This window comes from Novosphingobium olei, assembly GCF_012927405.1.
Taxonomy (GTDB): domain Bacteria; phylum Pseudomonadota; class Alphaproteobacteria; order Sphingomonadales; family Sphingomonadaceae; genus Novosphingobium; species Novosphingobium olei.
This window is the reverse complement of the sequence record NZ_JABBGM010000004.1, coordinates 225,035-249,085: the sequence shown is the minus strand read 5'-3', so window position 1 is coordinate 249,085 and position 24,051 is coordinate 225,035. Positions and strand designations below refer to the sequence as shown.

23 protein-coding genes and 1 tRNA gene are annotated in these 24,051 nt (G+C 65.1%); 14 read left to right on the top strand and 10 right to left on the bottom strand.

Going from position 1 to position 24,051, the window contains the following annotated elements; translation table 11 throughout:
- Positions 1-64: 64 nt before the first annotated feature.
- Positions 65-141 (bottom strand) — tRNA-Pro (locus HHL27_RS11270).
- Positions 142-398: 257 nt separating this feature from the next.
- On the opposite strand from HHL27_RS11270, the gene yajC reads away from it, so the two are divergent.
- From yajC to secF, 3 genes are read left to right on the top strand one after another with little or no spacing between them, the layout of a single operon-like run.
- Positions 399-731, top strand: a complete 333-nt coding sequence (yajC, locus tag HHL27_RS11265; protein WP_169493496.1) for a preprotein translocase subunit YajC — start codon at positions 399-401, stop codon at positions 729-731.
- Positions 732-753: 22 nt separating this feature from the next.
- Entirely contained in the window at positions 754-2,355 is a 1,602-nt protein-coding gene (gene secD, locus HHL27_RS11260) for a protein translocase subunit SecD (protein ID WP_169493495.1), read from the top strand.
- A 13-nt stretch (positions 2,356-2,368) separates the two neighbouring features.
- Positions 2,369-3,346, top strand: a complete 978-nt coding sequence (secF, locus tag HHL27_RS11255; protein ID WP_169493494.1) for a protein translocase subunit SecF — start codon at positions 2,369-2,371, stop codon at positions 3,344-3,346.
- Between the two features lie 17 nt (positions 3,347-3,363).
- Here the strand turns inward: secF and HHL27_RS11250 are convergent, their stop codons facing one another.
- Both HHL27_RS11250 and HHL27_RS11245 read right to left on the bottom strand, forming a co-directional pair.
- On the bottom strand, positions 3,364-4,551 hold the full coding sequence (locus tag HHL27_RS11250) for a glycosyltransferase (protein WP_338114881.1): 1,188 nt from the start codon (positions 4,549-4,551) through the stop codon (positions 3,364-3,366).
- A 25-nt stretch (positions 4,552-4,576) separates the two neighbouring features.
- A complete protein-coding gene (locus HHL27_RS11245) occupies positions 4,577-5,149 on the bottom strand; it encodes a helix-turn-helix domain-containing protein (RefSeq protein WP_169493493.1) in 573 nt (190 codons plus the stop codon).
- A gap of 502 nt (positions 5,150-5,651) precedes the next feature.
- On the opposite strand from HHL27_RS11245, the gene HHL27_RS11240 reads away from it, so the two are divergent.
- Positions 5,652-7,463: a DUF885 domain-containing protein gene (locus HHL27_RS11240; protein WP_169493492.1), complete on the top strand. Its 1,812-nt coding sequence runs from the start codon at positions 5,652-5,654 to the stop codon at positions 7,461-7,463.
- A 25-nt stretch (positions 7,464-7,488) separates the two neighbouring features.
- Complete coding sequence (locus HHL27_RS11235) at positions 7,489-9,294, top strand: DUF885 domain-containing protein (protein ID WP_169493491.1); 1,806 nt, start codon at positions 7,489-7,491, stop codon at positions 9,292-9,294.
- 38 nt (positions 9,295-9,332) lie between these two features.
- On the opposite strand, the gene HHL27_RS11230 is transcribed toward HHL27_RS11235, so the two are convergent.
- A complete protein-coding gene (locus HHL27_RS11230) occupies positions 9,333-11,144 on the bottom strand; it encodes an ABC-F family ATP-binding cassette domain-containing protein (RefSeq protein ID WP_169493490.1) in 1,812 nt (603 codons plus the stop codon).
- 119 nt (positions 11,145-11,263) lie between these two features.
- Here HHL27_RS11230 and HHL27_RS11225 point away from each other — a divergent pair, with 119 nt between their 5' ends.
- The 3 genes from HHL27_RS11225 to HHL27_RS11215 all read left to right on the top strand — a co-directional run bounded on the left by HHL27_RS11225 (position 11,264) and on the right by HHL27_RS11215 (position 13,797).
- Complete coding sequence (locus tag HHL27_RS11225) at positions 11,264-11,566, top strand: PepSY domain-containing protein (protein WP_169493489.1); 303 nt, start codon at positions 11,264-11,266, stop codon at positions 11,564-11,566.
- A 119-nt stretch (positions 11,567-11,685) separates the two neighbouring features.
- Complete coding sequence (locus HHL27_RS11220; protein WP_169493488.1) at positions 11,686-12,360, top strand: response regulator transcription factor; 675 nt, start codon at positions 11,686-11,688, stop codon at positions 12,358-12,360.
- 27 nt (positions 12,361-12,387) lie between these two features.
- Positions 12,388-13,797 carry a sensor histidine kinase gene (locus tag HHL27_RS11215; protein ID WP_420874054.1) on the top strand — a complete coding sequence of 470 codons (1,410 nt, stop codon included), beginning with the start codon at positions 12,388-12,390 and terminating at the stop codon, positions 13,795-13,797.
- 4 nt (positions 13,798-13,801) lie between these two features.
- Here HHL27_RS11215 and HHL27_RS11210 read toward each other — a convergent pair whose 3' ends face one another.
- From HHL27_RS11210 to rph, 4 genes are read right to left on the bottom strand one after another with little or no spacing between them, the layout of a single operon-like run.
- Complete coding sequence (locus HHL27_RS11210) at positions 13,802-14,680, bottom strand: tyrosine recombinase XerC (protein ID WP_169493650.1); 879 nt, start codon at positions 14,678-14,680, stop codon at positions 13,802-13,804.
- A gap of 14 nt (positions 14,681-14,694) precedes the next feature.
- On the bottom strand, positions 14,695-15,858 hold the full coding sequence (hemW, locus tag HHL27_RS11205; RefSeq protein WP_169493487.1) for a radical SAM family heme chaperone HemW: 1,164 nt from the start codon (positions 15,856-15,858) through the stop codon (positions 14,695-14,697).
- A 3-nt stretch (positions 15,859-15,861) separates the two neighbouring features.
- Positions 15,862-16,485: an RdgB/HAM1 family non-canonical purine NTP pyrophosphatase gene (rdgB, locus tag HHL27_RS11200; RefSeq protein ID WP_169493486.1), complete on the bottom strand. Its 624-nt coding sequence runs from the start codon at positions 16,483-16,485 to the stop codon at positions 15,862-15,864.
- On the bottom strand, positions 16,482-17,198 hold the full coding sequence (gene rph, locus HHL27_RS11195) for a ribonuclease PH (RefSeq protein ID WP_169493648.1): 717 nt from the start codon (positions 17,196-17,198) through the stop codon (positions 16,482-16,484). The genes rdgB and rph overlap by 4 nt, the downstream gene beginning before the upstream one ends.
- A 114-nt stretch (positions 17,199-17,312) precedes the next feature.
- On the opposite strand from rph, the gene HHL27_RS11190 reads away from it, so the two are divergent.
- The 4 genes from HHL27_RS11190 to HHL27_RS11175 all read left to right on the top strand — a co-directional run bounded on the left by HHL27_RS11190 (position 17,313) and on the right by HHL27_RS11175 (position 19,745).
- The gene (locus HHL27_RS11190) at positions 17,313-17,786 is read left to right on the top strand and encodes a hypothetical protein (protein WP_169493485.1); all 474 of its coding nucleotides are present in this window, start codon (positions 17,313-17,315) and stop codon (positions 17,784-17,786) included.
- The gene (gene hrcA / locus HHL27_RS11185; RefSeq protein ID WP_169493484.1) at positions 17,783-18,847 is read left to right on the top strand and encodes a heat-inducible transcriptional repressor HrcA; all 1,065 of its coding nucleotides are present in this window, start codon (positions 17,783-17,785) and stop codon (positions 18,845-18,847) included. The genes HHL27_RS11190 and hrcA overlap by 4 nt, the downstream gene beginning before the upstream one ends.
- Positions 18,844-19,416, top strand: a complete 573-nt coding sequence (locus tag HHL27_RS11180; protein ID WP_169493483.1) for a nucleotide exchange factor GrpE — start codon at positions 18,844-18,846, stop codon at positions 19,414-19,416. The genes hrcA and HHL27_RS11180 overlap by 4 nt, the downstream gene beginning before the upstream one ends.
- Positions 19,417-19,490: 74 nt before the next feature.
- On the top strand, positions 19,491-19,745 hold the full coding sequence (locus tag HHL27_RS11175) for a glycine zipper domain-containing protein (RefSeq protein ID WP_169493482.1): 255 nt from the start codon (positions 19,491-19,493) through the stop codon (positions 19,743-19,745).
- On the opposite strand, the gene HHL27_RS11170 is transcribed toward HHL27_RS11175, so the two are convergent.
- A complete protein-coding gene (locus HHL27_RS11170) occupies positions 19,746-20,210 on the bottom strand; it encodes a vgr related protein (protein WP_169493481.1) in 465 nt (154 codons plus the stop codon). It abuts the gene before it with no gap.
- A 7-nt stretch (positions 20,211-20,217) separates the two neighbouring features.
- Complete coding sequence (locus HHL27_RS11165; RefSeq protein ID WP_169493480.1) at positions 20,218-20,760, bottom strand: copper chaperone PCu(A)C; 543 nt, start codon at positions 20,758-20,760, stop codon at positions 20,218-20,220.
- Positions 20,761-20,927: 167 nt separating this feature from the next.
- Between HHL27_RS11165 and dnaK the strand changes: the two genes are divergently transcribed.
- Together dnaK and dnaJ are read left to right on the top strand one after the other, a co-directional pair.
- Positions 20,928-22,835, top strand: coding sequence for a molecular chaperone DnaK (gene dnaK, locus HHL27_RS11160; RefSeq protein WP_169493479.1), 1,908 nt, complete (start codon positions 20,928-20,930; stop codon positions 22,833-22,835).
- 70 nt (positions 22,836-22,905) lie between these two features.
- On the top strand, positions 22,906-24,036 hold the full coding sequence (dnaJ, locus tag HHL27_RS11155) for a molecular chaperone DnaJ (protein ID WP_169493478.1): 1,131 nt from the start codon (positions 22,906-22,908) through the stop codon (positions 24,034-24,036).
- Positions 24,037-24,051: the final 15 nt, after the last annotated feature.

Below are 24,051 nucleotides of genomic sequence, written 5' to 3'. Positions count from 1 at the left end.
GACAGGGCGACAGAATGCAAAAAAAGCCGGGCCATCCGCGAAAGGATGGCCCGGCTTTTTTGATTGGTCGGGACGAGAGGATTCGAACCTCCGACCCCCACACCCCCAGTGTGATGCGCTACCAGGCTGCGCTACGTCCCGACCGGAGCGGCGGCCTATAGGCAGCGCATTTGCGCATGGCAAGAGTCTTGGCGGGGGTTTGTGCGGGTTTGTCGCGCATCGCTGTCGGCGGGGCGGCAGGCCAGTGCGGCAAGATGGGGCGGAGCGCGGTTCGATTGCCTTGGCGCGGCAAGGCTGCTAGGCGCGCGGCCACGCTGTTTTTCCATGGGATGCGTGCCCCATCGCTGTGCGCGCTTCCCGCAAGACGAGTTTTCCCCGATCCCATGAACGGTCCTGCCATGTTCGCCCTTCTCGCCTCCGCCGCGCCCGCCGCCGCGTCGTCCGAGCCGCCCGCCTATCTGCAGTTCCTGCCTCTGATCGCGATGGGCGCGGTGTTCTACTTCCTGATCCTGCGCCCGCAGATGCGCCGGCAGAAGGAACAGCAGGCCAAGCTGGCCGGGATCCAAAGGGGCGATCAGGTGATTACCGCCGGCGGGCTGCTCGCCAAGGTGATCAAGGTCGAAGACACCATCGTCGAACTCGAGCTTGCGCCCAACGTGCGGGTCAAGGCGGTGAAGTCGACCATCGGCGACATCGTGCCGCCGGGTGGCAGCAAGCCCGCCAACGACTGATCTTTCCAGCAGGACGATACCGATGCTCGAATTTCCACGCTGGAAGGTAATCTGGCTCTGGGCGCTGACCATTGTCTGCGCGCTGGCCGCGGTGCCTTCGCTGACCTCGATGACCAACATCCAGCTGCCAGCCTCGCTGCCGCAGCCCAAGGTCAATCTCGGTCTCGACCTGGCCGGTGGCAGCCATATCCTGCTTGAAGCCGATCCTTCGCAGGTGCGCCAGCAGCGCATCGAGGGCATGGACGAAAGCGTGCGCGGCAAGCTGAAGGCGGAAAACATCCGCATCAGCGACATCTCGAACAACAACGGCTCGCTGAGCTTCCTGGTCGAGGATCCGAGCAAGGTCGATGCCGTGCGCGAGGCGATCCTGCCGCTGACCAACGGGGCGGGGTTGACCGGCAAGCGCGACTGGACGATCACCGTCGCCGACGGCAATCGCTTCGTGCTGACGCCGACGCAGGAAGGCATCGACCAGGCGGTGAGCCAGGCGATGGACACCGCGGTGGAAGTGGTGCGCAAGCGCATCGACGCACTGGGTACCAAGGAACCGACGATCATTCGCCAGGGTGCGCAGCGCATCGTGGTGCAGGTGCCCGGCTTGCAGGATCCGCAGCAGCTCAAGAACCTGCTGGGCCAGACCGCCAAGCTTGAATTCAAGCTGGTCGACACGACCGCGCTGCCGTCCGACGTGGCGCGCGGCGTTGCGCCTCCGGGAAGCGAGATCGTGCCTTATGCCACTGCCAGTGAAGGCGGCGGTGTGGCGTCGATCGCGGTCAAGCGGCTGGGCGGCATCCGTGGTGACGAACTCACCAACGCGCAGATGACGAACAACCAGCAGACCAATGAGCCGGTCGTCAACATCACCTTCAACACCGAGGGCGGCAAGAAGTTCGCCAACCTGACCACGCAGAACGTGGGCAAGCCCTTCGCCATCATCCTCGATGGCAAGGTCCTGTCGGCACCGAACATCAACGAGCCGATCCTGGGGGGCAGTGCTGTCATTTCGGGCCGCTTCACCGCCGAAAGCGCCAATGCGCTGGCCATCTCGCTGCGCTCTGGCGCGCTGCCCGTCGACCTCAAGGTCGTCGAAGAGCGCACCGTCGGGCCGGACCTTGGTGCGGATTCGATCCGCAAGGGCATGATCGCGATGGGCGTCGGCACGCTGGCGCTCGCCGTGTTCATCCTGGCGACCTATGGCCGCTTCGGCGTCTATGCCTGCCTTGCGCTGGTGCTGAACGTCCTCATGATCCTTGGCATCATGGGCATCATTGGCACCACGCTGACGCTGCCCGGCATCGCCGGCTTCGTGCTGACGATCGGTGCGGCGGTCGATGCCAACGTGCTGATCAACGAACGCATCCGCGAAGAGCGACATCGGGGCCGGCGCGTCGTCGCCGCGGTAGAGATGGGCTACAAGGAAGCCAGCCGAGCGATCTTCGATGCCAACATCACCAACGTGATCGCGGCGGTGCTGATGTTCGCCTTCGGCTCGGGCCCGGTGAAGGGCTTTGCCGTGGTGCTGATGATCGGCATCGCGACCTCGGTGTTCACCGCGGTCACGCTCACCCGCCTGTGGGTCGCGCAATGGTTGCGCCGCGCCCGCCCGGCCGAACTGAACCTGTAAGAGGAGAAGAGGCATGAAGCTCCTCAAGCTCGTTCCCGACAACACCAACATCCACTTCCTCAAGTGGCGCTTGCCCTTCTACATCGTCAGCATCGTGCTGATGGCGGCGAGCTGGGGCCTGGTGCTGACCAAGGGCCTGAACCTGGGCGTCGATTTCGTCGGCGGCCAGATGATCCGCGTGACGTTCGAGCGCAGTGCAGAGGCGCCGGTCGCCACGTTGCGTGATGAAGTCGCCAAGCTCGGCTATGGCGAGCCGATCATCCAGCGCTACGGCAAGCCCAACGAGATCTCGATCCGGATGAAGCTGCCCGAAGGCGCGGATCACGATGCATCGCTGTCGGACAAGATGGCGCGCACGATCACCGCCGACGTCAAGAAGAACCACGCCGATGCGCGGATCGATGGTGTCGATTCGGTTTCGGGCAAGGTTTCGCGCGAGCTCGGCTGGGATGCGTTCAAGGCGCTCGGCTTCGCGGCGCTGGCGGTGGCGGCCTATATCTGGCTGCGTTTCGAGTGGCAGTTCGGCATCGGCGCGCTGTTCGCGCTGATCCACGACGTGACGCTGACACTGGGCATGTTCGCGCTGACCCAGCTGGAATTCGACCTCAACATCGTCGCCGCGCTGCTCACGCTGATCGGCTATTCGCTCAACGACACGATCGTCGTCTATGACCGCATCCGCGAGAACCTGAAGAAGTTCCGCAAGATGCCGATGCCCGAGTTGCTCGACTTGTCGGTCAACGAAACGCTGGCGCGCACGATCGTGACGTCGCTGTCAATGCTGATCACGCTGGTGGCGCTGCTGCTGCTGGGGCCCGAAGTCATCTTCGGCTTCACCGCCGCGATTACGCTGGGCATCTTCGTCGGCACCTACAGCTCGATCTACATGGCCGCGCCGATCCTGATCTGGCTCAAGGTCAATCCGAAGAGCTTCGTCCCGACCGAGACCGCGCTCGAAAAGCAGGAACGTCTGGCCCGCGAAGGCGTCTGAGCGACGCCTTTCGCGGATCAGGAATTGATGGCCCTGCGGTAGATCCGGTTCAGCGCCTCGGCATTGGCCGACCAGCTGAACCGCGCCGCGTAGGCCGCGACATCGTCCTGCGCGGGCGGATCTTCGAGCAGTTCGGAAACGCCGCGCGCGATGTCTTCCGGCGTGCGTTCCACAATGCGGCCGGCGGCAGGTGCCGAAACGACTTCGCGCGCGCCACCGATGTCGGGTATGACGACCGGCGTTCCGCAGGCGAGCGCCTCGATCCAGGCGTTGGCGAGGCCTTCGCGCTCTGACGGCAGGACCATGGCATCGGCGGCGCTGAGCAGCACGGGCATGGCTTCGTGCCCGACGGAGCCGAGAAACTGCACACGCTGTTCAAGGCCGCACTGGCGCGTCAGAGCGCGCAGGGCATCAAGCTCAGGACCTTCGCCGGCAAGGACCAGCCGCACGTCTTCGGGCAGGTGGCGCAGCGCGCGAATGGCGATGTCCTGGCCCTTGATCTTGAGCAGCGCGCCGACGCAGGCGATCATCCGCCCTTGCGACCAGATGCCGAGTTCGGGGATGGCCGAGGCGAGCTGCCGGGCCGCGGCGCGGGCGACCGGCTTGAAGCGTTCGTGATCCAGCCCGGTATAATGCACCTCGACACCACGGGGCGCGAGGCCGAGCACCTGCATATCCTGGCCGAGGGCGGCTGAGACCGCCAGCACGGCGCGGGCTTCGTTCGCGGCGCGGCGCATCTGGCGCAGGGCGAGGCGGCGCTTGCCCCAGTAGTGGACGTCAGAGCCGCGCGCCTTGATCGCAAAGGGCAAGTCGAGTGCCCTGGCCACGCGGCGGGCGACGGGGCCGTCGGGGAAGAAGAACTGCGCATCGACCATGTCGAAGGGCTGCATCGCGTGTAGCCTGCGGGCGAGCGGCAGGATCGCGTGGGCGATCAGGGCCGGGTTGAACGGTGCCGACAGCCCGGGAATCAGGGTAAAGCGCGGATGGTGGACGGCGACGCCGTCGACATGTTCCTCAAGCGGAATGTCTGCCAGCCGCGCATAGCGCTGCAGCTTGACCGGGGGCAGGCCGACCGGGTTGATCACGGTGACGTCCCAATCGCCCCGCGATGCCAGCGCCTGCATCTGGCGTGCCACGAAACGGCCGAAACCCGGACGCTGCGGCGCCGGGTAGAGCGTGGAGATCGACAGCAGCCGGCGCTTCACGGGCGCAAACCCGCTCCATTGAAATTCACAGTCGGCGCACCAGCATTTCCGAAACGGCGATCCAGGCTGGGGCGTCCACCGTCACCTGGCGATGGCCGGTGCCTGGCGGCAGCAGCGTGACCCGTCCGTCTTCGCAATCGAGCAGGCGGCCAAAGGCGAAGCGACCCGCAGGGCGGGGCACCAGCACATCGCGGTTGAGCGCGCGGACAAAGTCTTCGGGCGCGAACTGGCGCAGCCAAACCTGATCGCCGGCGCGATATTCGCCGACGCTTGCGTCCACGCCCATGACCACGACCGGCGTGTCGCCATCGGGGGCGAGCGGGAAAACAGCTTCCAGCGGACGTGTCAGCGCTTCGGCACCGCTGGCGCCAAGTTTGGCGACCATCGCCGTCGGCTGATCACTTTCGGCACCCACCAGGAGCTGGGGATCGACATCGAGCGCGGCGGCAATCCGGTTCATCCAGGCGAGCGAAAGCGAGCGCATGCCGGTTTCGAGCCGTCCGATCGTCTGTGCGGTCGTCGGCGGAGTGCAGCGTGCTGCTACATCGGCAAGGGTCAAACCCTTCTGGCGACGGATGTCGCGAATTCTATTGATCATGGCACGGCGGCTCTCGTCAGAGGATCGGCTGAAGCGCGCGACTTTATGCTTTCCTACAATTCACGATTTCGGGCAAGCGCTTCTGTCTTTCACTGTAGGTTCCTTGCGATTTCGGGCAGATCATTCCGCAGCCGTCTCAGCACAAGTGCTTGAAGCGCGAGAATTGAAACGTGAAAATGCGTTGCCTCGCCAAAATGAAGCTGCCAACTCCCGAAGTTTAAAAGCAAATTTTGCTGCCGGTCAGCTTATTCGGTTGCAAGGATGCGGATGTCTCTTCAATCGACGGTTCTTGATTGGCACGTGACTGCGCCTTGAATTGGTGCGGACGCTGCGCTGGCCGATGCATGGCACCAGGCTGGTGCGCAGCATCGTGCTGGACCGGAGTACGGACTTCAACAGCATCCGTTGAACCGCTGACCGGTATCGACGAACGACATTTGCAAGCTTCCCGAACTGGCAGGCAGGCGGTAACCACTGCAACGACCTGTTCGGGGAGCACAAAATGGAACGACGTGATTTTCTGGCATTTTCCGGGAGCGCTGTCGCAGCACTCGGTCTCAGCTGGCCCGCGCGATTGCTGGCGCAAGGCACCGCGGATGCCGCGCTCAACGCCCTGCTTGACCGGATCTTCTACGACGAGCTGCTGATCAGCCCCGAACAAGCGACCAGCATGGGTCTGGACACCGGTCCGCGTCGCGAGCTTCGCAGCCGATTGAGCGACAGCAGCGAGGCCGGGCAGGACATGGCCGAGGCTTTCAACCGCAAGGCGCTGCAGCAGATCCGCAGCTTCGATGCGAGTGGTCTTAGCGATGCGGGCAAGCGCATTCGCGATATTGCCGCCTACAAGTACCAGCAGGAACTGGTCGCCAAGCCGCTCGGCGTGGACAGCGTGCAATCACCCTATCCCATCACGCAGCAGGACGGCGCGTACTTCGGCATCCCCGACTTCCTCGACAGCCAGCACCCGATCGAAACCACCGACGATGCCGAGGCGTACCTTTCGCGCTTGCGGTTCTTCCGCTTTACCCTTGACGATCAGACCGAGGATCAGCGGCGCAAGGCGGCAAAGGGCATTCTGGCGCCGGGCTGGTCGCTCGATCTGGCGCTGGGGCAGATGAAGAAGCTGCGCCAGCCGGCCCCCGAACAGAGCGGCATGGTCCGTTCGCTGGTCACGCGCGCGGCCGAAAAGAACATCGCCGGGGACTGGGAAGCCCGCGCTGCGAAGATCGTCGCCAATGACATCTATCCCGCGCTCGACCGTCAGATCGCGCTCGTCGAACGCTTGCGGCGCACGACGCGGCCCGGCGATGGCGCGTGGCGCATCCCGCGCGGCGACGAAATCTACCGCGCGGCCCTCGCGCAGGCGACCACGACGACAATGACGCCCGAGGAGATCCACAAGATCGGGCTGGAGCAGGTGGCGGACATCACCGCGCAGCTCGATGCCATTCTCACAAAGGCTGGCTACACCACCGGCAATGTCGGCGAGCGGCTGACGGCGCTCAACCACGCGAGCGACCAGCTCTATCCCAACACGGACGCTGGCCGGGCGGAGCTGATCAAGGACCTGAACGCCGGCGTTGCCGCGATGCAGGGCCGCCTGCCGCGCGCGTTTTCGGACATTCCGCACGAAAAGCTGGAAATCCGGCGCGTACCCGTGGAAATCCAGGATGGGGCGCCCAACGGGTACTATTATTCGGCGACGCTCGATGGTTCGCGCCCGGCGATCTACTGGATCAACCTCAAATCGACCGCCGACTGGCCGCGCTATTCGCTGCCGGCGTTGACCTATCACGAAGGCATTCCCGGCCACCACCTGCAGGGCGGGTACAGCCGCACCGAGAAGTCGCTGCCGATGATGCTGAAGGACTTCTTCCTTTCGGCCTATGGCGAGGGCTGGGCGCTCTATGCTGAACAGCTGTCCGACGAACTGGGCGGCTATTCGGGCATCGAGCGGGCCGGGTACCTGCAGTCGTTCCTGTTCCGCGCGGCGCGGCTGGTGGTCGATACCGGGCTCAATCACTACAAGTGGAGCCGCGAGAAGGCGACCGACTACCTCGTTGCGACGGTGGGCTTCCCGCGGGCCCGCGCGCAGCGAGAGATCGAGCGCTATTGCGCCTCGATTGGCCAGGCCTGCAGCTACAAGATCGGCCACACCGCGTGGGTACGTGCGCGCAAGAAGGCCGAGACGGCGCTCGGCGACAAGTTCAGCCTCCCCTGGTTCCACGAAGTGCTGAAGGAAGGTGTCATGCCGCTCTCGATGCTCGAGGCGCGGATCGAGCAGCGCACGGCCGAACGCCTGCGCAACGCCTGACCTGACACGAAGAAGGACCACATTAATGGAACGCAGACACTTTCTGGCAGGCACTGGCGCGCTCGGCATGATCACTCTGGCGCGGCCGGGCCTTGCGCTTGCGGCGGGTGATGCCGACGTGGCGCTGAACGCGCTGTTCGATCGCATCTTCAAGGACAGCCTTGCGCTCTCGCCCGAAGGCGTAAGTTCGCTCGGGCTCGACAAGGGCGAATGGGCGGGGATGAAGTCGAAGCTCGACGACCGTACCGAGGCGGGCGTCGCGGCAAGCGTGGCCCAGACGCGGCAGGCACTGGCCGATCTTGGCAAGGTGGACCGCGCGGCGTTGTCGAGCGCCAGCCGGCTGAACCTCGACGTCGTGACCTACCAGCTCGAATCGCGGCTGGATTCACCGCGTCTTCATGTCGATTCGGTGCAGCGGCCCTATCGTCTTTACCAGCAGGGCGGGGCGTATTTCTCGCTGCCCGACTTCCTCGACAGCCGGCACACGATCGAGAACGCGGCCGATGCCGAGGCCTATCTCGCCCGCCTTGCGCTGGTGGGCAAGGCGCTCGACGAGGACAGCGCCGAGCAGAAGGCGCAAAGCGCGCGCGGACTGATCGCGCCGGGCTGGTCGCTCGACCTCACGCTCGGCCAGATGCAGAAGCTGCGCGCGGTGCCTGCGGGGCAGAACACCGTGGTCGCCTCGCTCGTGCGGCGCACCGCCGCCAAGGGCATTGCCGGCGACTGGCAGGCGCGGGCGGAGAAGATCGTCGCCGACAGCGTCTACCCCGCGCTCGACCGCCAGATCGCGCTGGTGCAGCAGTTGCGTGCACAGACCCCGGCGGGCGACGGCGCTTGGCGCCTGCAGAATGGCGATGCGATCTACGCCGCCGCGCTGCGACAGGCGACGACGACCGAATTCACGCCCGAGCAGGTCCACAAGATCGGACTCGAGCAGGTGGCGGACCTGACCGCCAGGCTGGACGCCGTGCTCAAGGCTGCGGGCATGACCAAAGGCACCGTCGGCGAGCGGCTGGCGGCGCTGAACGCACAGCCGGACCAGCTCTATCCGGAAACGGACGAAGGGCGGGCCGCGCTGATCGCCAGCCTGAATGCCGGCGTGGCGCGGATGACGGGCCTGCTGCCCAAGGCCTTCGCGACGCTGCCCGGCCAGCCGCTCGAGATCCGCCGCGTGCCGGTCGAAATCCAGGACGGCGCGTCGAACGGTTATTACTACCGCGCCGCGCTCGATGGGTCGCGGCCGGCGATCTACTGGATCAACCTGAAGGAAGTTGCCGACTGGCCCAAGTATTCGCTGCCATCGCTCACCTATCACGAAGGCGTGCCGGGGCATCACCTGCAGATCAGCATCGCGCAAACGTCGAAGGATATCCCGATGCTGCGCAAGGTTGGCGGTTTTTCGGCCTATTCGGAGGGCTGGGCGCTCTATTCCGAGCAGCTGGCCGACGAGCTTGGCGGATACGACGGGATCGAGAAGGCTGGCTACCTGCAGTCGTTCCTGTTCCGCGCGGCGCGGCTGGTGATCGATACGGGGCTGCACACCAAGCGCTGGAGCCGTGAGCAGGCGACCGATTACATGGTGGCGACCACCGGATTTGCCCGCCCGCGCAGCCAGCGCGAGGTCGAGCGCTATTGCACCATGATCGGCCAGGCGTGCAGCTACAAGATGGGGCACATCGCCTGGACCCGCGCGCGCGAAAAGGCGCAGAAGACGCTTGGGCCGAAGTTCGACATCAAGCAGTTCCACGAAGTGCTGCGCGAAGGCGCGATGCCGCTGTCGATCCTGGAAAAGCGCATCGACGAACGCACCGCGGCGGCGCTGAAGGCGTAACGGCGCGATTCCCCTCCCTGTCGCGGGAGGGGCCGCTTTCAGCCTTCTACCATCTCGGCGAGTTCCAGCCAGCGCTCTTCCGCGGCATCCTTGTCCGCGCGGACCTTTTCGAGCGCGGCCATCAGCGCATCGAACTTCTTCGGGTCCTTGGCATAGAGGTCAGGATCGGCGAGCTGCGCTTCGCCACGCGCAATCGCCGCGTCGAGCTCCTCGATCCGCGTGGGCAGCAGTTCGTAGTCGCGCTGGTCCTTGTACGAAAGCTTGCCCTTCCTTGCCGGCGGCGGGGGAGGGGGCGGTGCGGCTTCGCTGGCGGCTCCGCCTGTGCGCGCTACGGGCTTGCCGGCTTCGCGGCTCTTGCGGATCTTTTCCCAGTCAGCATAGCCGCCCGCCACGATATCCACCTTGCCCGAACCATCGAGGCCGAGCGTGATCGTCACCGTGCGATCGAGGAAGTCGCGGTCATGGCTGACGATCAGCACGGTGCCTTCGTAATCGGCAATGACTTCCTGCAGCAGATCGAGCGTTTCGAGATCGAGATCGTTGGTCGGCTCGTCGAGCACCAGCAGGTTCGACAGGCGCGCGAATTCGCGGGCGAGCAACAGGCGCGAGCGTTCGCCGCCCGACAGCGTGCCGACGCGGGCCTCGACCAGGCCCGGATCGAACAGGAATTCCTTGAGATAGCCCTGGATGTGCTTGCGCGTGCCCCGCACGTCGATCCAGTCGCTGCCTTCGGCCAGCACGTCACGCACCCGCTTGTCGGGCGCCATCAGGCTGCGCTGCTGGTCGATCATCACGCCCGAAAGCGTCTTGGCTAGCGTGACCGTGCCCGTATCGGGCGCAAGTTCGCCGGTCAGCAGCTTGAGCAGCGTGGTCTTGCCCGCACCGTTCGCGCCGACCACGCCGATGCGGTCCTTGCGGGTGATGCGCAGCGTGAAGTCCTTGATGATCGTGCGCTCATGTCCCTTGGCGCCGAACTTCTTCGATACGTTTTCGGCGACGATCACCGCCTTGCTCTTGGCCTCGTCATCGGTGCCCAAGGCCAGTTTGGCGGTGCCTTGCGGATTGAGCATCGCCGCGCGGGTGGCGCGCATCTCGTAGAGCTTTTCGAGCCGGCCCATGTTGCGTTTGCGCCGCGCCGTGACGCCGCGTTCCAGCCAGTGCGCTTCGATCTTCAGCTTGGCGTCGAGCTTGTCGGCCGCGCGCGCCTCTTCGGCGTAGACCTGCTCCATCCAGGCTTCATAGCCGCCGAAGCCGATCTCCTTGCGGCGCAGTGATCCCCGGTCGAGCCACAGCGTCGCGCGCGTCAGGCGTTCGAGGAAGGTGCGGTCGTGGCTGATGACGACGAACGCGCCCTTGTACCGCTGCAGCCAGTCCTCCAGCCAGTCGATCGCGGCAAGGTCGAGGTGGTTGGTCGGCTCGTCGAGCAGCAGCAGGTCGGGATCCTGGGCCAGCGCGCGGGCGAGTGCGGCGCGGCGCCGTTCGCCGCCGCTGGCGCTTTGCGCCTTGCGGCTCATGTCGATGCCGAGCTGCCCGGCGATCGCCTCCACCTCGTGCCGTTCCGGCGCATCGCTTCCGGCAAGCGCGAAGTCCATCAGCGTGTCGAAGCCGGTGAAGAAGGGGTCCTGTTCCAGCGTGACGACCTTGACGCCCGGCTGGATCGAGCGCTTGCCCTTGTCGCCTTCGATCTGCCCGCCGATCAGCTTGAGCAGCGTGGATTTGCCGGCGCCATTGCGACCGATCAGGGCGAGGCGGTCGCGCGGGCCGATGTGGATGTCGATATCGCGGAAAAGCCAGCTGGTGCCCTGGTTGAGGCCAAGGCCTTCCCAGCTGAGGATCGGTGCTGCTGCCATAGCCCTTGCGCCTAGCGGGCTGCGCGAAGTGATGCAATCGCGCCACCGGTTGAATGAACCTCGCCGAACGGTGGCATTCAGAGCTTGTTCAATGCCCCCGGGCTAGGCATTCCAGCATCATGCATCGGAAAACTCCCCTGCTCGCGGCTGTCGCCGCGCTGGCGCTTGCGCCGCTCGTCCCTGTCCACGCCGAACCGCGCGGAGAACAGGACGAGGCCCGCCGCGACCTGCGCGCCGGCAACGTACAGTCCCTGCGCGACATTGAACGCCGCGTCCTCCCGACGAAGCAGGGAATGCAGTACCTCGGCCCCGAATACGATCCGGCGGCGATGGCCTATCGCCTCAAATTCATCCGCGATGGCAGGGTGGTTTTCGTCGATGTCGATGCCCGGACCGGCAGGGTTCTCGGCGAATCCCGCTGAACGCTGGCTTTTCGGCCTGTTTCTTGACCGTTCAGGTTCTTGGGACCATCTAGCGCCTGACAACGTTTGGCGCTGAAAGCTCCGCCTATGGAGCGCAGCGCAAGAAGGGGCAGCCGCGAATGCGTATCCTGATCGTCGAGGACGAACCGACTCTCGGACGTCAGCTGAAGACCACGCTCGAACAGAACGGCTATGCCGTCGATCTTTCCGTCGATGGCGAAGACGGCCACTTCATGGGCTCCACCGAGGAATACGACGCGGTTATCCTCGACCTTGGCCTTCCCGAGATCGATGGCCTGACCGTGCTCGGCATGTGGCGCAAGGAAGGACGCAAGTTTCCCGTGCTCGTGCTGACCGCGCGCGACAGCTGGTCGGACAAGGTGGCGGGCCTCGATGCCGGCGCCGACGATTACCTCGCCAAGCCGTTCCAGACCGAAGAACTGATCGCCCGCCTGCGCGCGCTGATCCGTCGCGCTTCGGGCAATAGCTCCAGCGAGCTGATCGCAGGCGACGTGCGGCTTGATACGCGTTCGGGGCGCGTCACGCTGAATGGCGAGCCGGTCAAGCTGACCGCGCAGGAATACAAGCTGCTGTCCTACCTGCTGCATCACAAGGGCAAGGTGGTCAGCCGCACCGAGCTGATCGAGCATATCTACGACCAGGACTTTGACCGCGATTCGAACACCATCGAAGTGTTCGTGACGCGCATCCGCAAGAAGCTGGGGCCGGACGTCATCACCACCATTCGCGGGCTGGGCTACAGCCTCGACGATCCGGCACAGCCGCGCGGGTAAGGGCCCGCGCGCCAGCACGCCCCAGCTATGACGACGCCCCCGGCGCAAACTGTGGAGACCATGCCGGAGGCGCCCGCGCGCGCGCCGCACACGGGATCGCTGGCGCGGCGCATGTTGCTGATCGCGTTCGCGTGGATCACGGTGCTGCTGCTTGGCGGTGGTATCGCGCTCGACCGGACGCTGTCCGGCCTTGTCGTGCGCAACTTCGACGAACAGCTCGGCTATATGCTGACCGCAATGGTCGCGTCGGCTGAAATCGGGCCGGACGGGGAGGTGTTCTTCAACCGGCCCTTGGGGGACCAGCGCTTTCTTGAACCAAACTCTGGCCTGTATTGGCAGATTTCGGGGCAGGGGCACGAAGACTTTCCCTCCCGCTCGTTATGGGATCGCACGCTCAAGCTGCGCAACGACCATTTCGACACCGAGCCGCACGTTTACGACTCCGACCAGTTCGAAGGTGAGCGGTTGCGGGTGATCGAACGCAGCGTGATCCTGCCGGGTAGCAATACGCTGTGGCAGTTTTCCGTGGCGGCTAGCCGGGGCGAAATCGACGCGCAGATCCGCCGCATCCGGTCGATCCTTGTGTGGTCCTTCGTGGTCCTTGGGCTGGGCCTGATCGGTATGGCATCGCTCCAGACATACTATGGCCTCTCGCCCCTGCGCCGGGTTCGCCGGGCCATCCAGCGCATGCGAGAAGGCGGTGCGGCGCGAGTGGATGAGCCGCTGCCGCTCGAGGTGCAGCCGCTCGTCGTCGAATTGAACTGGCTGCTGGAACACTCCGAGCGCCAGGCCGAAGAAGCGCGCACCCATGCCGGGAACCTCGCACATGCGCTGAAGACGCCGCTTACCGTGGTGATGAACGCTGCCACGGCAAAGGCGGACGACCTGGCCGACACGGTCATCCGTGAAGCGGCGGTGATGCGGCGGCAGGTCGATCACCATCTGGCGCGCGCGCGTGCGGTCGGGCGCCGGGCCACCGGGCTTTCACGCGCGACGGTGTGGGAAAGCGTCGAGGCGGTCGAGCGCGCGGTGTCCCGGCTCTACCCCAAGGTGCGGTTCGACATGGACGGCAACAAGGAAGCGCTGGTCGCGATCGAGCGGCAGGACCTCGACGAAATTCTCGGCAACCTGATCGAAAATGCCGCCAAGTACGGCGGTGGTTCGGTGTTCATTACTGTCGATGCATCGCCGCTCGATCCCAAGTATTGCGACATCTGGGTCGAGGACGATGGGATGGGCATTCCCGAGGAAGCGCGCGAGCGGATCTTCGATCGGGGCGCCCGGCTCGACACCGGCAAGCCGGGGACCGGGCTTGGCCTTGCCATCGTGCGCGACGTGGCCGAGCTCTATGGCGGCTCGGTCGATCTGGGCGAGAGCGAGGACCTGGGCGGGCTGCAGACAACGCTGCGGCTGCCGCGCGTTGCGGTAGCGCGTTAGGCGGTCACGCCCGGGGATGGGCGCTGCGGTAGACGTCGAGCAGGGTTGCCGCATCCACTTTGGTATAGATCTGCGTGGACGACAGGCTCGCGTGGCCAAGCAGTTCCTGCAGCGAACGCAAGTCGGCCCCCGCGCCAAGCAGGTGAGTGGCGAACGAATGGCGCAGGGCATGCGGTGTCGCCGTCGGGGGCAGGCCCAGCGCGACCCGGGCGCGGGCCACCGCCCGCTGGATCATCGCCTGCGCCAGCGGCCCGCCCTTGGCCCCGCGAAAAAGCAATTCGTCCTTTGCGAGAAGATAGGGAACTTTCACCGCATAATCCGCAACCGCATCGCGCACGATCGGCAGAATCGGAACGATCCGCTCGCGCCTGCCCTTGCCTTTGACCAGCAGCGTTTCGCCCAGCGGCAGCACCGAAGCAGGCAGCGACAAGGCCTCGGCAATGCGCAGGCCCGCGCCATAGAGCAGCAGAAGGACAGCGCGATCGCGCGCGGCAATCCATTCCTCGGCCGCGTCTTCGGACACGGTGGCCGCGAGATTGACTGCGTCGTCGGGCGTGACCGGGCGGGGGAGCCCCTTCTTCACGCGGGGTCCGCGCATGCGTGGAGCCCGTGCCTCGGGTTCGCCAGCCTGAACACGCGCAAAAGCTAGGAAGGCCTTGAGCGCCGACAGTTCGCGCGCGGCCGAGACATTGCCGATCCCTTCGCCCCGCCGTGCCGCGAGCTGCGCGCGCAGCGCCGGGGCTTCCAGGCGAGCAAGCGAAGACCACGTCTGGCCTTCCGGCAGGGCATCGAGCAGGCGCGCAGCAGTGGCGTGGTAGGCGCGTACCGTGTGGGGCGAGCGGCGACGCGCGTGGGAAAGATGGTCGTGCCAGATGCGGAGCATGTCGCCCCGGTCGATCACGCGACGAGTTCTTCGGGCACGAGTTCACCCAGCAGCCCGTCGAGAACGGCCATTCCGCGCTCCGTCACACGCAGGACTTGTGTGTCGGTGTCAGGCTCTGCTTCTTCGAGGTAGCCCATTTCGCGATAGAAGCGCCTTTTCGCCGGGACGATCAACTGGTCCTGCGTCAAACCGAAACGCCCGGCTAGCGCGGCCGGGCGGATGCCTTCGGCGAGACGCAGGCCCATCATCACCGCTTCGGCAGCCTGTTCGCGCGGGCCCAGCGCGCGCGTTTCGCAAATGCCCTGGCCTTGTTCCTCTACTGCCTTGAGGAAGTTCTCGGGCTTCTTGTGCCGCACCGTCGCAACCCCCAGCCGGCGGCCATGCGCGCCCGGGCCAACGCCGATGTAATCGCCATAGCGCCAGTAGGTGAGGTTGTGGCGGCTCTCTTCCCCCGGCCGTGCGTGGTTGCTGATCTCGTAGGCCGGGAGGCCGGCTGCAGCGGTCATCTCTCGAGTGAGGGCGAAAAGCTCTGCCGCCGCGTCATCGTCCTGCGGAACGAGCTTTCCCTGACGAACCAGTGTCGCGAACTGGGTCCCCGGTTCGATCGTCAACTGGTAGAGCGAGAGATGGCCGGTTCCGTACGACAAGGCCTGCGTCAGCTCCGCCTGCCACGATTCGGGCGTCTGACCCGGGCGCGCGTAGATCAGATCGAAACTGACGCGCGAGAAATGCGACTGTGCGATTGCCAGCGCGTCCAGGCTTTCCGCAAGCGAATGCAGGCGGCCAAGAAACTTCAGCGTCTGATCGTCGAGCGCCTGCAGGCCAAGCGAGACGCGGTTGACCCCCGCCAAGGCCAGATCAGCAAACCTGCTCGCCTCGACCGAGGACGGGTTGGCTTCCAGCGTGACTTCGATGTCATCGGCAAAGCGCCAATGCGCCGCCGCCTGATCGATGATGCGGGCGACGAGTGCAGGGGGCATCAGCGACGGCGTGCCGCCGCCGAAGAAGATCGAGCTGATCTCCCGGCCGCCGGTCAGTTCGGCTTCGAACGCCAGATCGGCCAGCAGGGCCTGTTCCCACGCGGACGGATCGAACCTGTCGCGGACATGACTGTTGAAGTCGCAGTAGGGGCACTTTCTGAGGCAGAAGGGCCAGTGCAGATACAGTGCCAGCGACATCGCTTATTCGAACTGGGCGGCAACCAGCTTGGCAAACGCATCCGCGCGGTGGCTGATGGCGTGCTTTTCAGCCGGATCAAGCTCTGCAAAGGTGCGCGTGTCGCCCGTCGGCACGAACACCGGATCGTATCCGAAACCCAACGTGCCGCGCGGCGGCCAGGTCAGCGTTCCCGGAGCGCGGCCTTCGTAGACCGCTTCCGACCCGTCTGGCCAGGCAATGGCAAGCGTGCAGGCGAACCAGCAATCGCGGGGCGTGGACGGTCCCTTCTCGGCAATCTTCCCCTCGACCTTGCCCATGGCCATGTACCAGTCTCGTCCCGGCCCGCCTTCGTACGGTGCGGCTTCGGCCCAGTCGGCGGTATAGACGCCCGGCGCGCCATCGAGCGCGACGACGCAGAGGCCTGAATCGTCGGCGAGCGCAGGAAGATGCGCCGCTTGCGCAGCCGCATGCGCCTTGATCAGGGCATTCTCGGCAAAGGTCGTGCCGGTCTCAGCAGGTTCGGGCAGGCCAAGGTCCCCGGCAGCGAGGCATTCCATGCCATAGGGCGCGAGCAGGGCCTGAATTTCCCTGAGCTTGCCCTTGTTGTGCGTGGCGATGACGAGCTTGCCGGGGGTCAGTTTGTTCACCGTGACACGGCCTTTTCCTGGGCGGCGAAGATTTCGGTGCAACCCATCCGGGCAAGGCGGAGCAGGCGAAGCAGGCCTTCCTCGTCATAGGTGGCGCCTTCGGCCGTCGCCTGCACTTCGGCGATGTGGCCACCCTCGATAAGGACGAAGTTCGCATCGGCATCGGCCGACGAGTCCTCGATGTAGTCAAGGTCGAGGACCGGCGTGCCCTGGTGGATGCCGCACGAGATCGCGGCGACCTTGCGGGTGAGCGGATCCTCCTTGATCGCGCCGCTGTCCAGCAGCTTCTGCACGGCAAGGCGCAGGGCGACCCATGCGCCCGAAATCGATGCGGTGCGCGTGCCGCCATCGGCCTGGATCACGTCGCAATCGAGCGTGATCTGGCGCTCGCCAAGCTTCTTGAGGTCAGTCACGGCGCGCAAGGAACGTCCGATCAGGCGCTGGATTTCCTGGGTGCGGCCCGACTGCTTGCCCTTGGCGGCTTCACGGCTGCCGCGCGTGTGGGTGGCGCGGGGAAGCATCGAATATTCCGCCGTGACCCAGCCTTCGCCCTTGCCGCGCAGGAACGGCGGCACGCGTTCTTCGATCGACGCGGTGACGAGCACCTTGGTGTCACCGAAGCCGATCAGGACCGAGCCTTCGGCGTGCTTGGTGAAGCCGGTTTCGATCGAGATGGCGCGCATTTCATCGGCGGCACGGCCGGAGGGTCGCATGATCATGTCCTTGTCCATTCTGGTCAGCGCGAGCGCTTAGCCGCGAAGCCGGGCGAAAGCCAGAGCGGCGCACGCTTCTGCGCGCCATGTTGAGTAGGACAAGAGGATCGCTACATGTGGGGTATGCCGATTCCCTTCCTGTCCACCCTTCTTGCAGCGGCGACCGTTGCCGAGCCAAGCGTTGCACCGGACAGCGTGTGGGTCGAGGTGGGCACGCCGGGCAGTTGGGATGCGTTCGCGATCAATGCCGACGCTACGGGCGAACGGGTGTCGCGCAACGCGCTTACCCATCCGGATGCCGAGCCGGATCGGACCCGCTTCCCGACCGAGGCCGGGCTGTTCGAGCGCGCCCGCTCGCAATTCGCCCGCTTCCGCAAAGCTGCCGAGCCGGGCGAGGGATGCAAGCCTGCGGACAAGGACCCGATCTACACCCGGCTGCGCTGGCGCGAAAATGGGCAGACCTGGACCGCGACCTATTCAGATTCATGCGCTGCAATGCCAAAGGGCTTCTTCGAGACCGTAAGACCGATCGGACAGGCGCTCGATCGGTTCGTGCCCATGGTCGTACCCGTGCCGGATCGGCCATGACAGGGGCGACGCTTTCAGAGCTCTCGGCGCGCGCGCGGGACATCTTCCGGCTGGTGGTCGAAGGCTACATTGCGAGTGGCTTGCCAGTCGGCTCGAAGACGCTGGCTGGCTCGGGTGCGGTAAATCTCTCGCCGGCCTCGATCCGCTCGGTGCTTCAGGAATTGCAGGATGCAGGGTTGCTGGCGGCACCGCATACCAGCGCCGGACGTATGCCGACCGAAATCGGCCTGCGCCTGTTCGTGGACGGCATAATGCAGGTTGCTGAGCCTTCGATAACCGAACGCGAGCAGATCGAACGCGGCCTTGCCAGCGGCGGGACGATCGAGGCCGCGCTCGCCGCAGCCTCGTCGGCCTTGTCAGAGCTTTCTGCCGGGGCGGGGGTCATCATGGTACCCCGGCGCGAGGCGCGGCTGGTGCAGCTCTCGTTCGTGCCGCTCGGCCCGGCGCGCGCCCTTGCAGTCATGGTCGCCGAAGATGGCAGCGTTGAAAACCGCGTGCTCGATCTTCCGGCGATGGCGGGCGCTGGCACGCTGGAACAGGCATCGAATTACCTGACGAGCCGGCTCGCCGGCCGCACTCTGGCCGAGGCGGTGGCGATGATCCGTGACGAAATTGCCGGTGGGCGCTCCGCGCTTGATGCGGTGAGCGCTGATCTTGTCCAGCGCGGCCTTGCAGTGTGGTCGATCGATGCGGCGCAGCGTCCTGTGTTGGTGGTGCGAGGACAGGCCAACCTGCTCGATGAGGCGGCGCTGCATGACATCGAGCGCGTGCGGTTGCTTCTGGAAGAACTGGAAGGTGCCGAAGCCATCGCAGGCGTTCTGGATGCGGCGCGCGAAGCGGAAAGCGCGCGCATTTTCATTGGCAGCGAGAACCGCCTTTTCTCGCTTTCCGGCTCGTCGGTCATCGCGTCGCCGTGGCGCGACGGCGACGGGCGCGTTGTCGGCGTGGTGGGGGTAATCGGCCCGACGCGGTTGAATTATGCCCGGGTTGTCCCCATGGTGGATTTCACGGCTCAGAGCTTGAGCAAACTCATCGCACAGGATGGATTTTCCAGAAAATGACCGAGAACGAGACGCGCCCGCAGGATGCCGAAGCCAAGGCCGAACTGGAAGGCGTGCCAGAGGAACTGGTGCTTGGCGCGAACGACGAACAGGCGTCGGCCAGCGAGCTTGAGGCCGTGAAGGCCGAACTCGAAGCCGCCAAGCAGGACGTGCTCTATGCCAAGGCAGAGACGCAAAACCTGCGCCGCCGAATGGAAAAGGATATCGCCGACACGCGCGCCTATGCTGCGACGTCTTTCGCGCGTGACATTCTGTCGGTGGCTGACAACCTTTCGCGCGCGCTGGATTCGATCCCCGCTGATCTGCGCGAGGACGACAAGATGAAGAATCTGGTCGCGGGCCTCGAAGCGACCGGCCGCGAGATCGAGAAGGTCTTCGGCAGCCATGGCATCGTGCGCATTGCCGCCAAGGGCCTGCCGCTCGATCCGCACCAGCACCAGGCCATGCTCGAAATCCCTTCGGCCGATGTCGAGCCGGGCGTGGTGATCCAGGAACTGCAGGCAGGCTACATGATCAAGGACCGCCTGCTGCGCCCGGCCATGGTGGCAGTGGCCAAGAAGCCCGACTGACCCCCAAGGGCTTTACGGGAACCGTTCAAGCGTTCTCCTCGTAGTCCCATCAACGGGTTGCGAGGAGAATGACGATGGCTTCGAAGCTTTTGATTCCGGTGTTTGCTGGTGCGCTGGCGCTCGGCGGATGTGCCAGCAATTACGCCGGTGAAGGTGCGTTGGCTGGCGGCGCAGGCGGTGCACTGATCGGCGCTGCGACCGGTGGCGACGTCGCAACCGGCGCGGCGATCGGCGCGGCAGCCGGCGGCGCCGTCGGGTCGCTGATCAAGAAGAACGGTCGCTGCTATCGCCGGGATGCGAACGGTTACGAATACCGCGTCCGCTGCTGATCAGGCGCGAAACGGCACCAGCGCTTCCAGCGCGGCCAAGGGCGGTGCACCTTGCTGGGGTGTGCCGCTTTTTGCCATGAACAGGTGCCTCACGATTTCAGCCTGCTGTTCGATGCCGTACTTCTCGAACGGTTTGCCGGCCACGTAGCTGTAGTCGTATCGGCAGAACGGATGGCGCGCCAGCGGCAGCCACCATCGCCCGCGTTGCTGCGATTGCCACACATGCACCATTTCGTGAATGAAGAGCCCTTGTGCAGCGAGGGACGACAGCGCGAAATCATCGCGCCAGTGCGGCCCGTCCGGGTGGAAATGGATGTGCCCCATCGGTGCCATCACGGTGTTGCGCGGCTGGAACGGGAAAAAGCGGCGCGGCCTGAGCCGCACCGGGTCCAGTGCGATGGCATCCCCGAACACGTGACGAACGAGCGCGCGCTCGTTCGTCGTCAGCGCCCTGTCTTTCGGCATTAGCCAATCACATCTTCATGTCATGGCCGCCCATGTCGTCGCTGCCACCGCCGACCCCTTCGACCTTGGCCGAGACGCTGACCTTGTCACCATCGTCAAGGGTTACGGTCAGTTCAGTGGTGCCCCCAGCCTTGAGCGTCGGCGCGGTGCCGAACAGCATGACATGGTAGCCGCCGGGCGCGAACTGGATCGCCTTGCCCGGTTCGAGCGCGACTTCCGTCACCGCGCCCATGCTGGCAATACCGCCTTTCATGGTGCTCTCGTGCATCTCGGCACGTTCCACGCCCTCGACATGGATCGCTGCGATCTTGCGCGGTGCGCCAGATCCTTGCGCAATGGTGAAATAGGCGACACCCGGATTGCCGGAAACGGCTGGCAGGCGAACCACTGCGTCGGACACGGTAATGCCAGGTGCGGCTTCCGGCCCCGCCGCGGCAGGGGCCGACGCAGTCGCCTCGGGGGCTTCGCCCGGCTGCTTCGAGCAACCGGACAGCACGAGCGCGATGCCGGTCGCGGCCGTGAGCGACTTGGCGAAAGAGTTGGCGCGCATCGGTTTTCTCTCCATTCCTTGAACTGTGCCCGACCTAGTGCGGGCAGGGCCTTGTGCCAAGTCGAAGCGCACCTATATCGCCCCTCGTCGGAGCCGCACAACGCCGCCTGCCCGGCAGGGGGGCGAGCGATTTCGCGGTGTCTCATTTGGAAGGAATTGGGGAAACCATGGCTAAAGTTATCGGTATTGACCTCGGCACGACCAACAGCTGCGTCGCGGTGATGGACGGGGGCACGCCCAAGGTCATCGAGAATTCCGAAGGCGCGCGCACGACGCCTTCGATCGTCGCCTTCACCAAGGACGGCGAACGCCTGATCGGTCAGCCGGCAAAGCGCCAGGCGGTGACCAATCCGGACAACACCATTTTTGCGGTCAAGCGTCTGATCGGCCGTCGTTTCGACGATCCGCTGACCCAGAAGGACACCGAGCTGGTTCCCTATTCGATCACGAAGGGGAAGAACGGCGACGCATGGGTCAAGGCCGGTGGCCAGGACTACAGCCCGTCGCAGATTTCGGCCTTCACCCTGCAGAAGATGAAGGAAACCGCCGAGAGCTATCTTGGCGAGACCGTCACGCAGGCGGTGATCACGGTGCCTGCCTACTTCAACGACGCGCAGCGCCAGGCGACCAAGGATGCCGGGCAGATCGCGGGTCTGGAAGTGCTGCGCATCATCAACGAGCCGACCGCGGCGGCGCTGGCCTATGGCCTTGACAAGCAGGACGGCAAGACGATCGCGGTCTATGACCTTGGCGGCGGCACGTTCGACATCTCCATCCTGGAGATCGGCGATGGCGTGTTCGAGGTGAAGAGCACCAACGGCGACACCTTCCTGGGCGGCGAAGACTTCGACACCGCGCTGGTCGAATACCTGGCGGACAAGTTCAAGTCGAAGGAGAACATGGATCTCCGCGGCGACAAGCTTGCCCTGCAGCGGCTGAAGGAAGCGGCGGAAAAGGCCAAGATCGAACTGTCGTCGGCCCAGACGACCGAGATCAACCTGCCCTTCATCACCGCGCGCATGGAAGGTGGCAGCACCACCCCGCTGCACCTCGTCGAAACGATCACGCGCGCCGACCTCGAAAAGCTGGTCGCAGGGCTGATCCAGCGCACGCTTGAGCCTTGCAAGAAGGCGCTGGCCGACGCCGGCGTTTCGGCCAAGGACATCGATGACGTGGTGCTGGTGGGCGGCATGACCCGCATGCCGCGTGTTCGCGAAGTGGTGAAGGAGTTCTTCGGCAAGGATCCGCACACCGGCGTGAATCCGGACGAAGTCGTCGCCATGGGCGCGGCGATCCAGGCCGGCGTGCTGCAGGGTGACGTCAAGGACGTGCTGCTGCTCGACGTGACCCCGCTTTCGCTGGGTATCGAAACGCTGGGCGGCATCATGACCAAGATGATCGACCGCAACACCACGATCCCGACCAAGAAGAGCCAGGTCTATTCGACCGCCGAGGACAATCAGCAGGCGGTGACCATCCGCGTGTTCCAGGGCGAGCGAGAAATGGCCCAGGACAACAAGCTGCTCGGCCAGTTCGACCTTGTCGGCATTCCGCCTGCGCGTCGCGGTGTGCCGCAGATCGAAGTGACGTTCGACATCGACGCCAATGGCATCGTGAACGTCAGCGCGAAGGACAAGGGCACCGGCAAGGAGCAGCAGATCCGCATCCAGGCGTCTGGTGGTCTTTCGGACGCGGACATCGATCAGATGGTCCGCGATGCCGAGAAGTTTGCCGAAGAGGACAAGAAGCGTCGTGAGGCCGCCGAGGCCAAGAACAACGCCGAAAGCCTCGTCCACGCGACCGAGCGTCAGCTTGAAGAGAACGGCGACAAGATCGACGCCGCGCTCAAGGGCGAGATCGAAGCGGCAATCGCCGAAGCCAAGGCTGCCATCGAAAGCGGCAATGCCGACGAGATGAACGCCAAGACCCAGGCGCTGACCGACAAGGCGATGAAGATGGGTCAGGCGATCTACGAGAAGGATCAGGCTGCTCAGGCTTCGCCAGGTGCCGAAGCGCCGAAGGCGGATGACGATGTGGTCGATGCCGAATTCTCGGAAGTCGACGACACCAAGTGATGTTGCGATGATTTCGACCCGCCGTCTGCGTTTCAGCGTGGGCGGCGGGTCGTCTATGTAAGGAACCGCAATGTCGGCCGAGATTGATTTCTACGAACTGCTCGAGGTCGAGCGCACCGCAGACGACAAGGTGCTCAAGTCGGCCTACCGCAAGCTCGCGATGAAGTTCCACCCGGACAAGAACCCGGGTTGTGCGGACAGCGAAGCCAAGTTCAAGCAGATCAACGAAGCCTACGCCTGCCTCTCCGATCCGCAGAAGCGTGCGGCTTATGACCGTTACGGCCATGCTGCGTTCCAGCAGGGCGCTGGTGGTGCCGGCGGTGGCTTCGGCGGCGGCGGCGACTTCGGAGATCTTGGCGACATTTTCGAGAGCATCTTTGGTGGTGGCTTTGGTGGCGGCCGGAGCCAACCGCGTCGTGGCGCGGACTTGCGTTACGACATGGAGATCACGCTCGAAGATGCCTTCCACGGCAAGCAGGCCGAAATCGAGGTGGAGATCTCGCAAAAGTGCGATCCGTGCGACGGCACGGGCGCACAGCCGGGCACCTCGGCGCGGCGCTGCAATCTGTGCGGTGGCCACGGCAAGGTTCGCGCGCAGCAGGGCTTCTTCATGGTCGAGCGTCCGTGCCCCAACTGCCACGGGCGCGGCGAAGTGATCGAGAAGCCCTGTCGGCAATGCCGCGGCGAAGGTCGCGTCGATGCCGAGCAGAAGCTGGAGGTGCAGATTCCGCCGGGTGTCGACAATGGCACTCGGATCCGCCTTGCGGGCAAGGGGGAGGCGGGGCCATTCGGGGCGCCGGCCGGCGATCTTTACATTTTTCTCCATATCAAGCGCCACCGCGTGTTCGAGCGGGACGGCACCACGCTGCTGACCCGCGCGCCGATCAGTTTCACCACGGCGGCGCTTGGCGGCTCGATCGAGATTCCCGGTCTGGATGGGGCCCGCCACGCGATCGACATTCCCGCCGGCATCCAGTCCGGCAAGCAACTGCGCAAGCGCGGGGCGGGCATGCCCGTGCTGCAAGGGCGTGGGCAGGGGGATCTTGTTGTCGAGATCCAGGTCGAGACGCCAACCAAACTCTCCGCCCGGCAAAAGGAATTGCTGCGAGAGTTCCAGGGAACCGAGACCGGCGAAGAATGCCCGCAGTCCAAGGGGTTCTTCGAACGCATCAAGGATGCCTGGACCGACCTGACCGAGTAACGCGCGCCTGCGTCT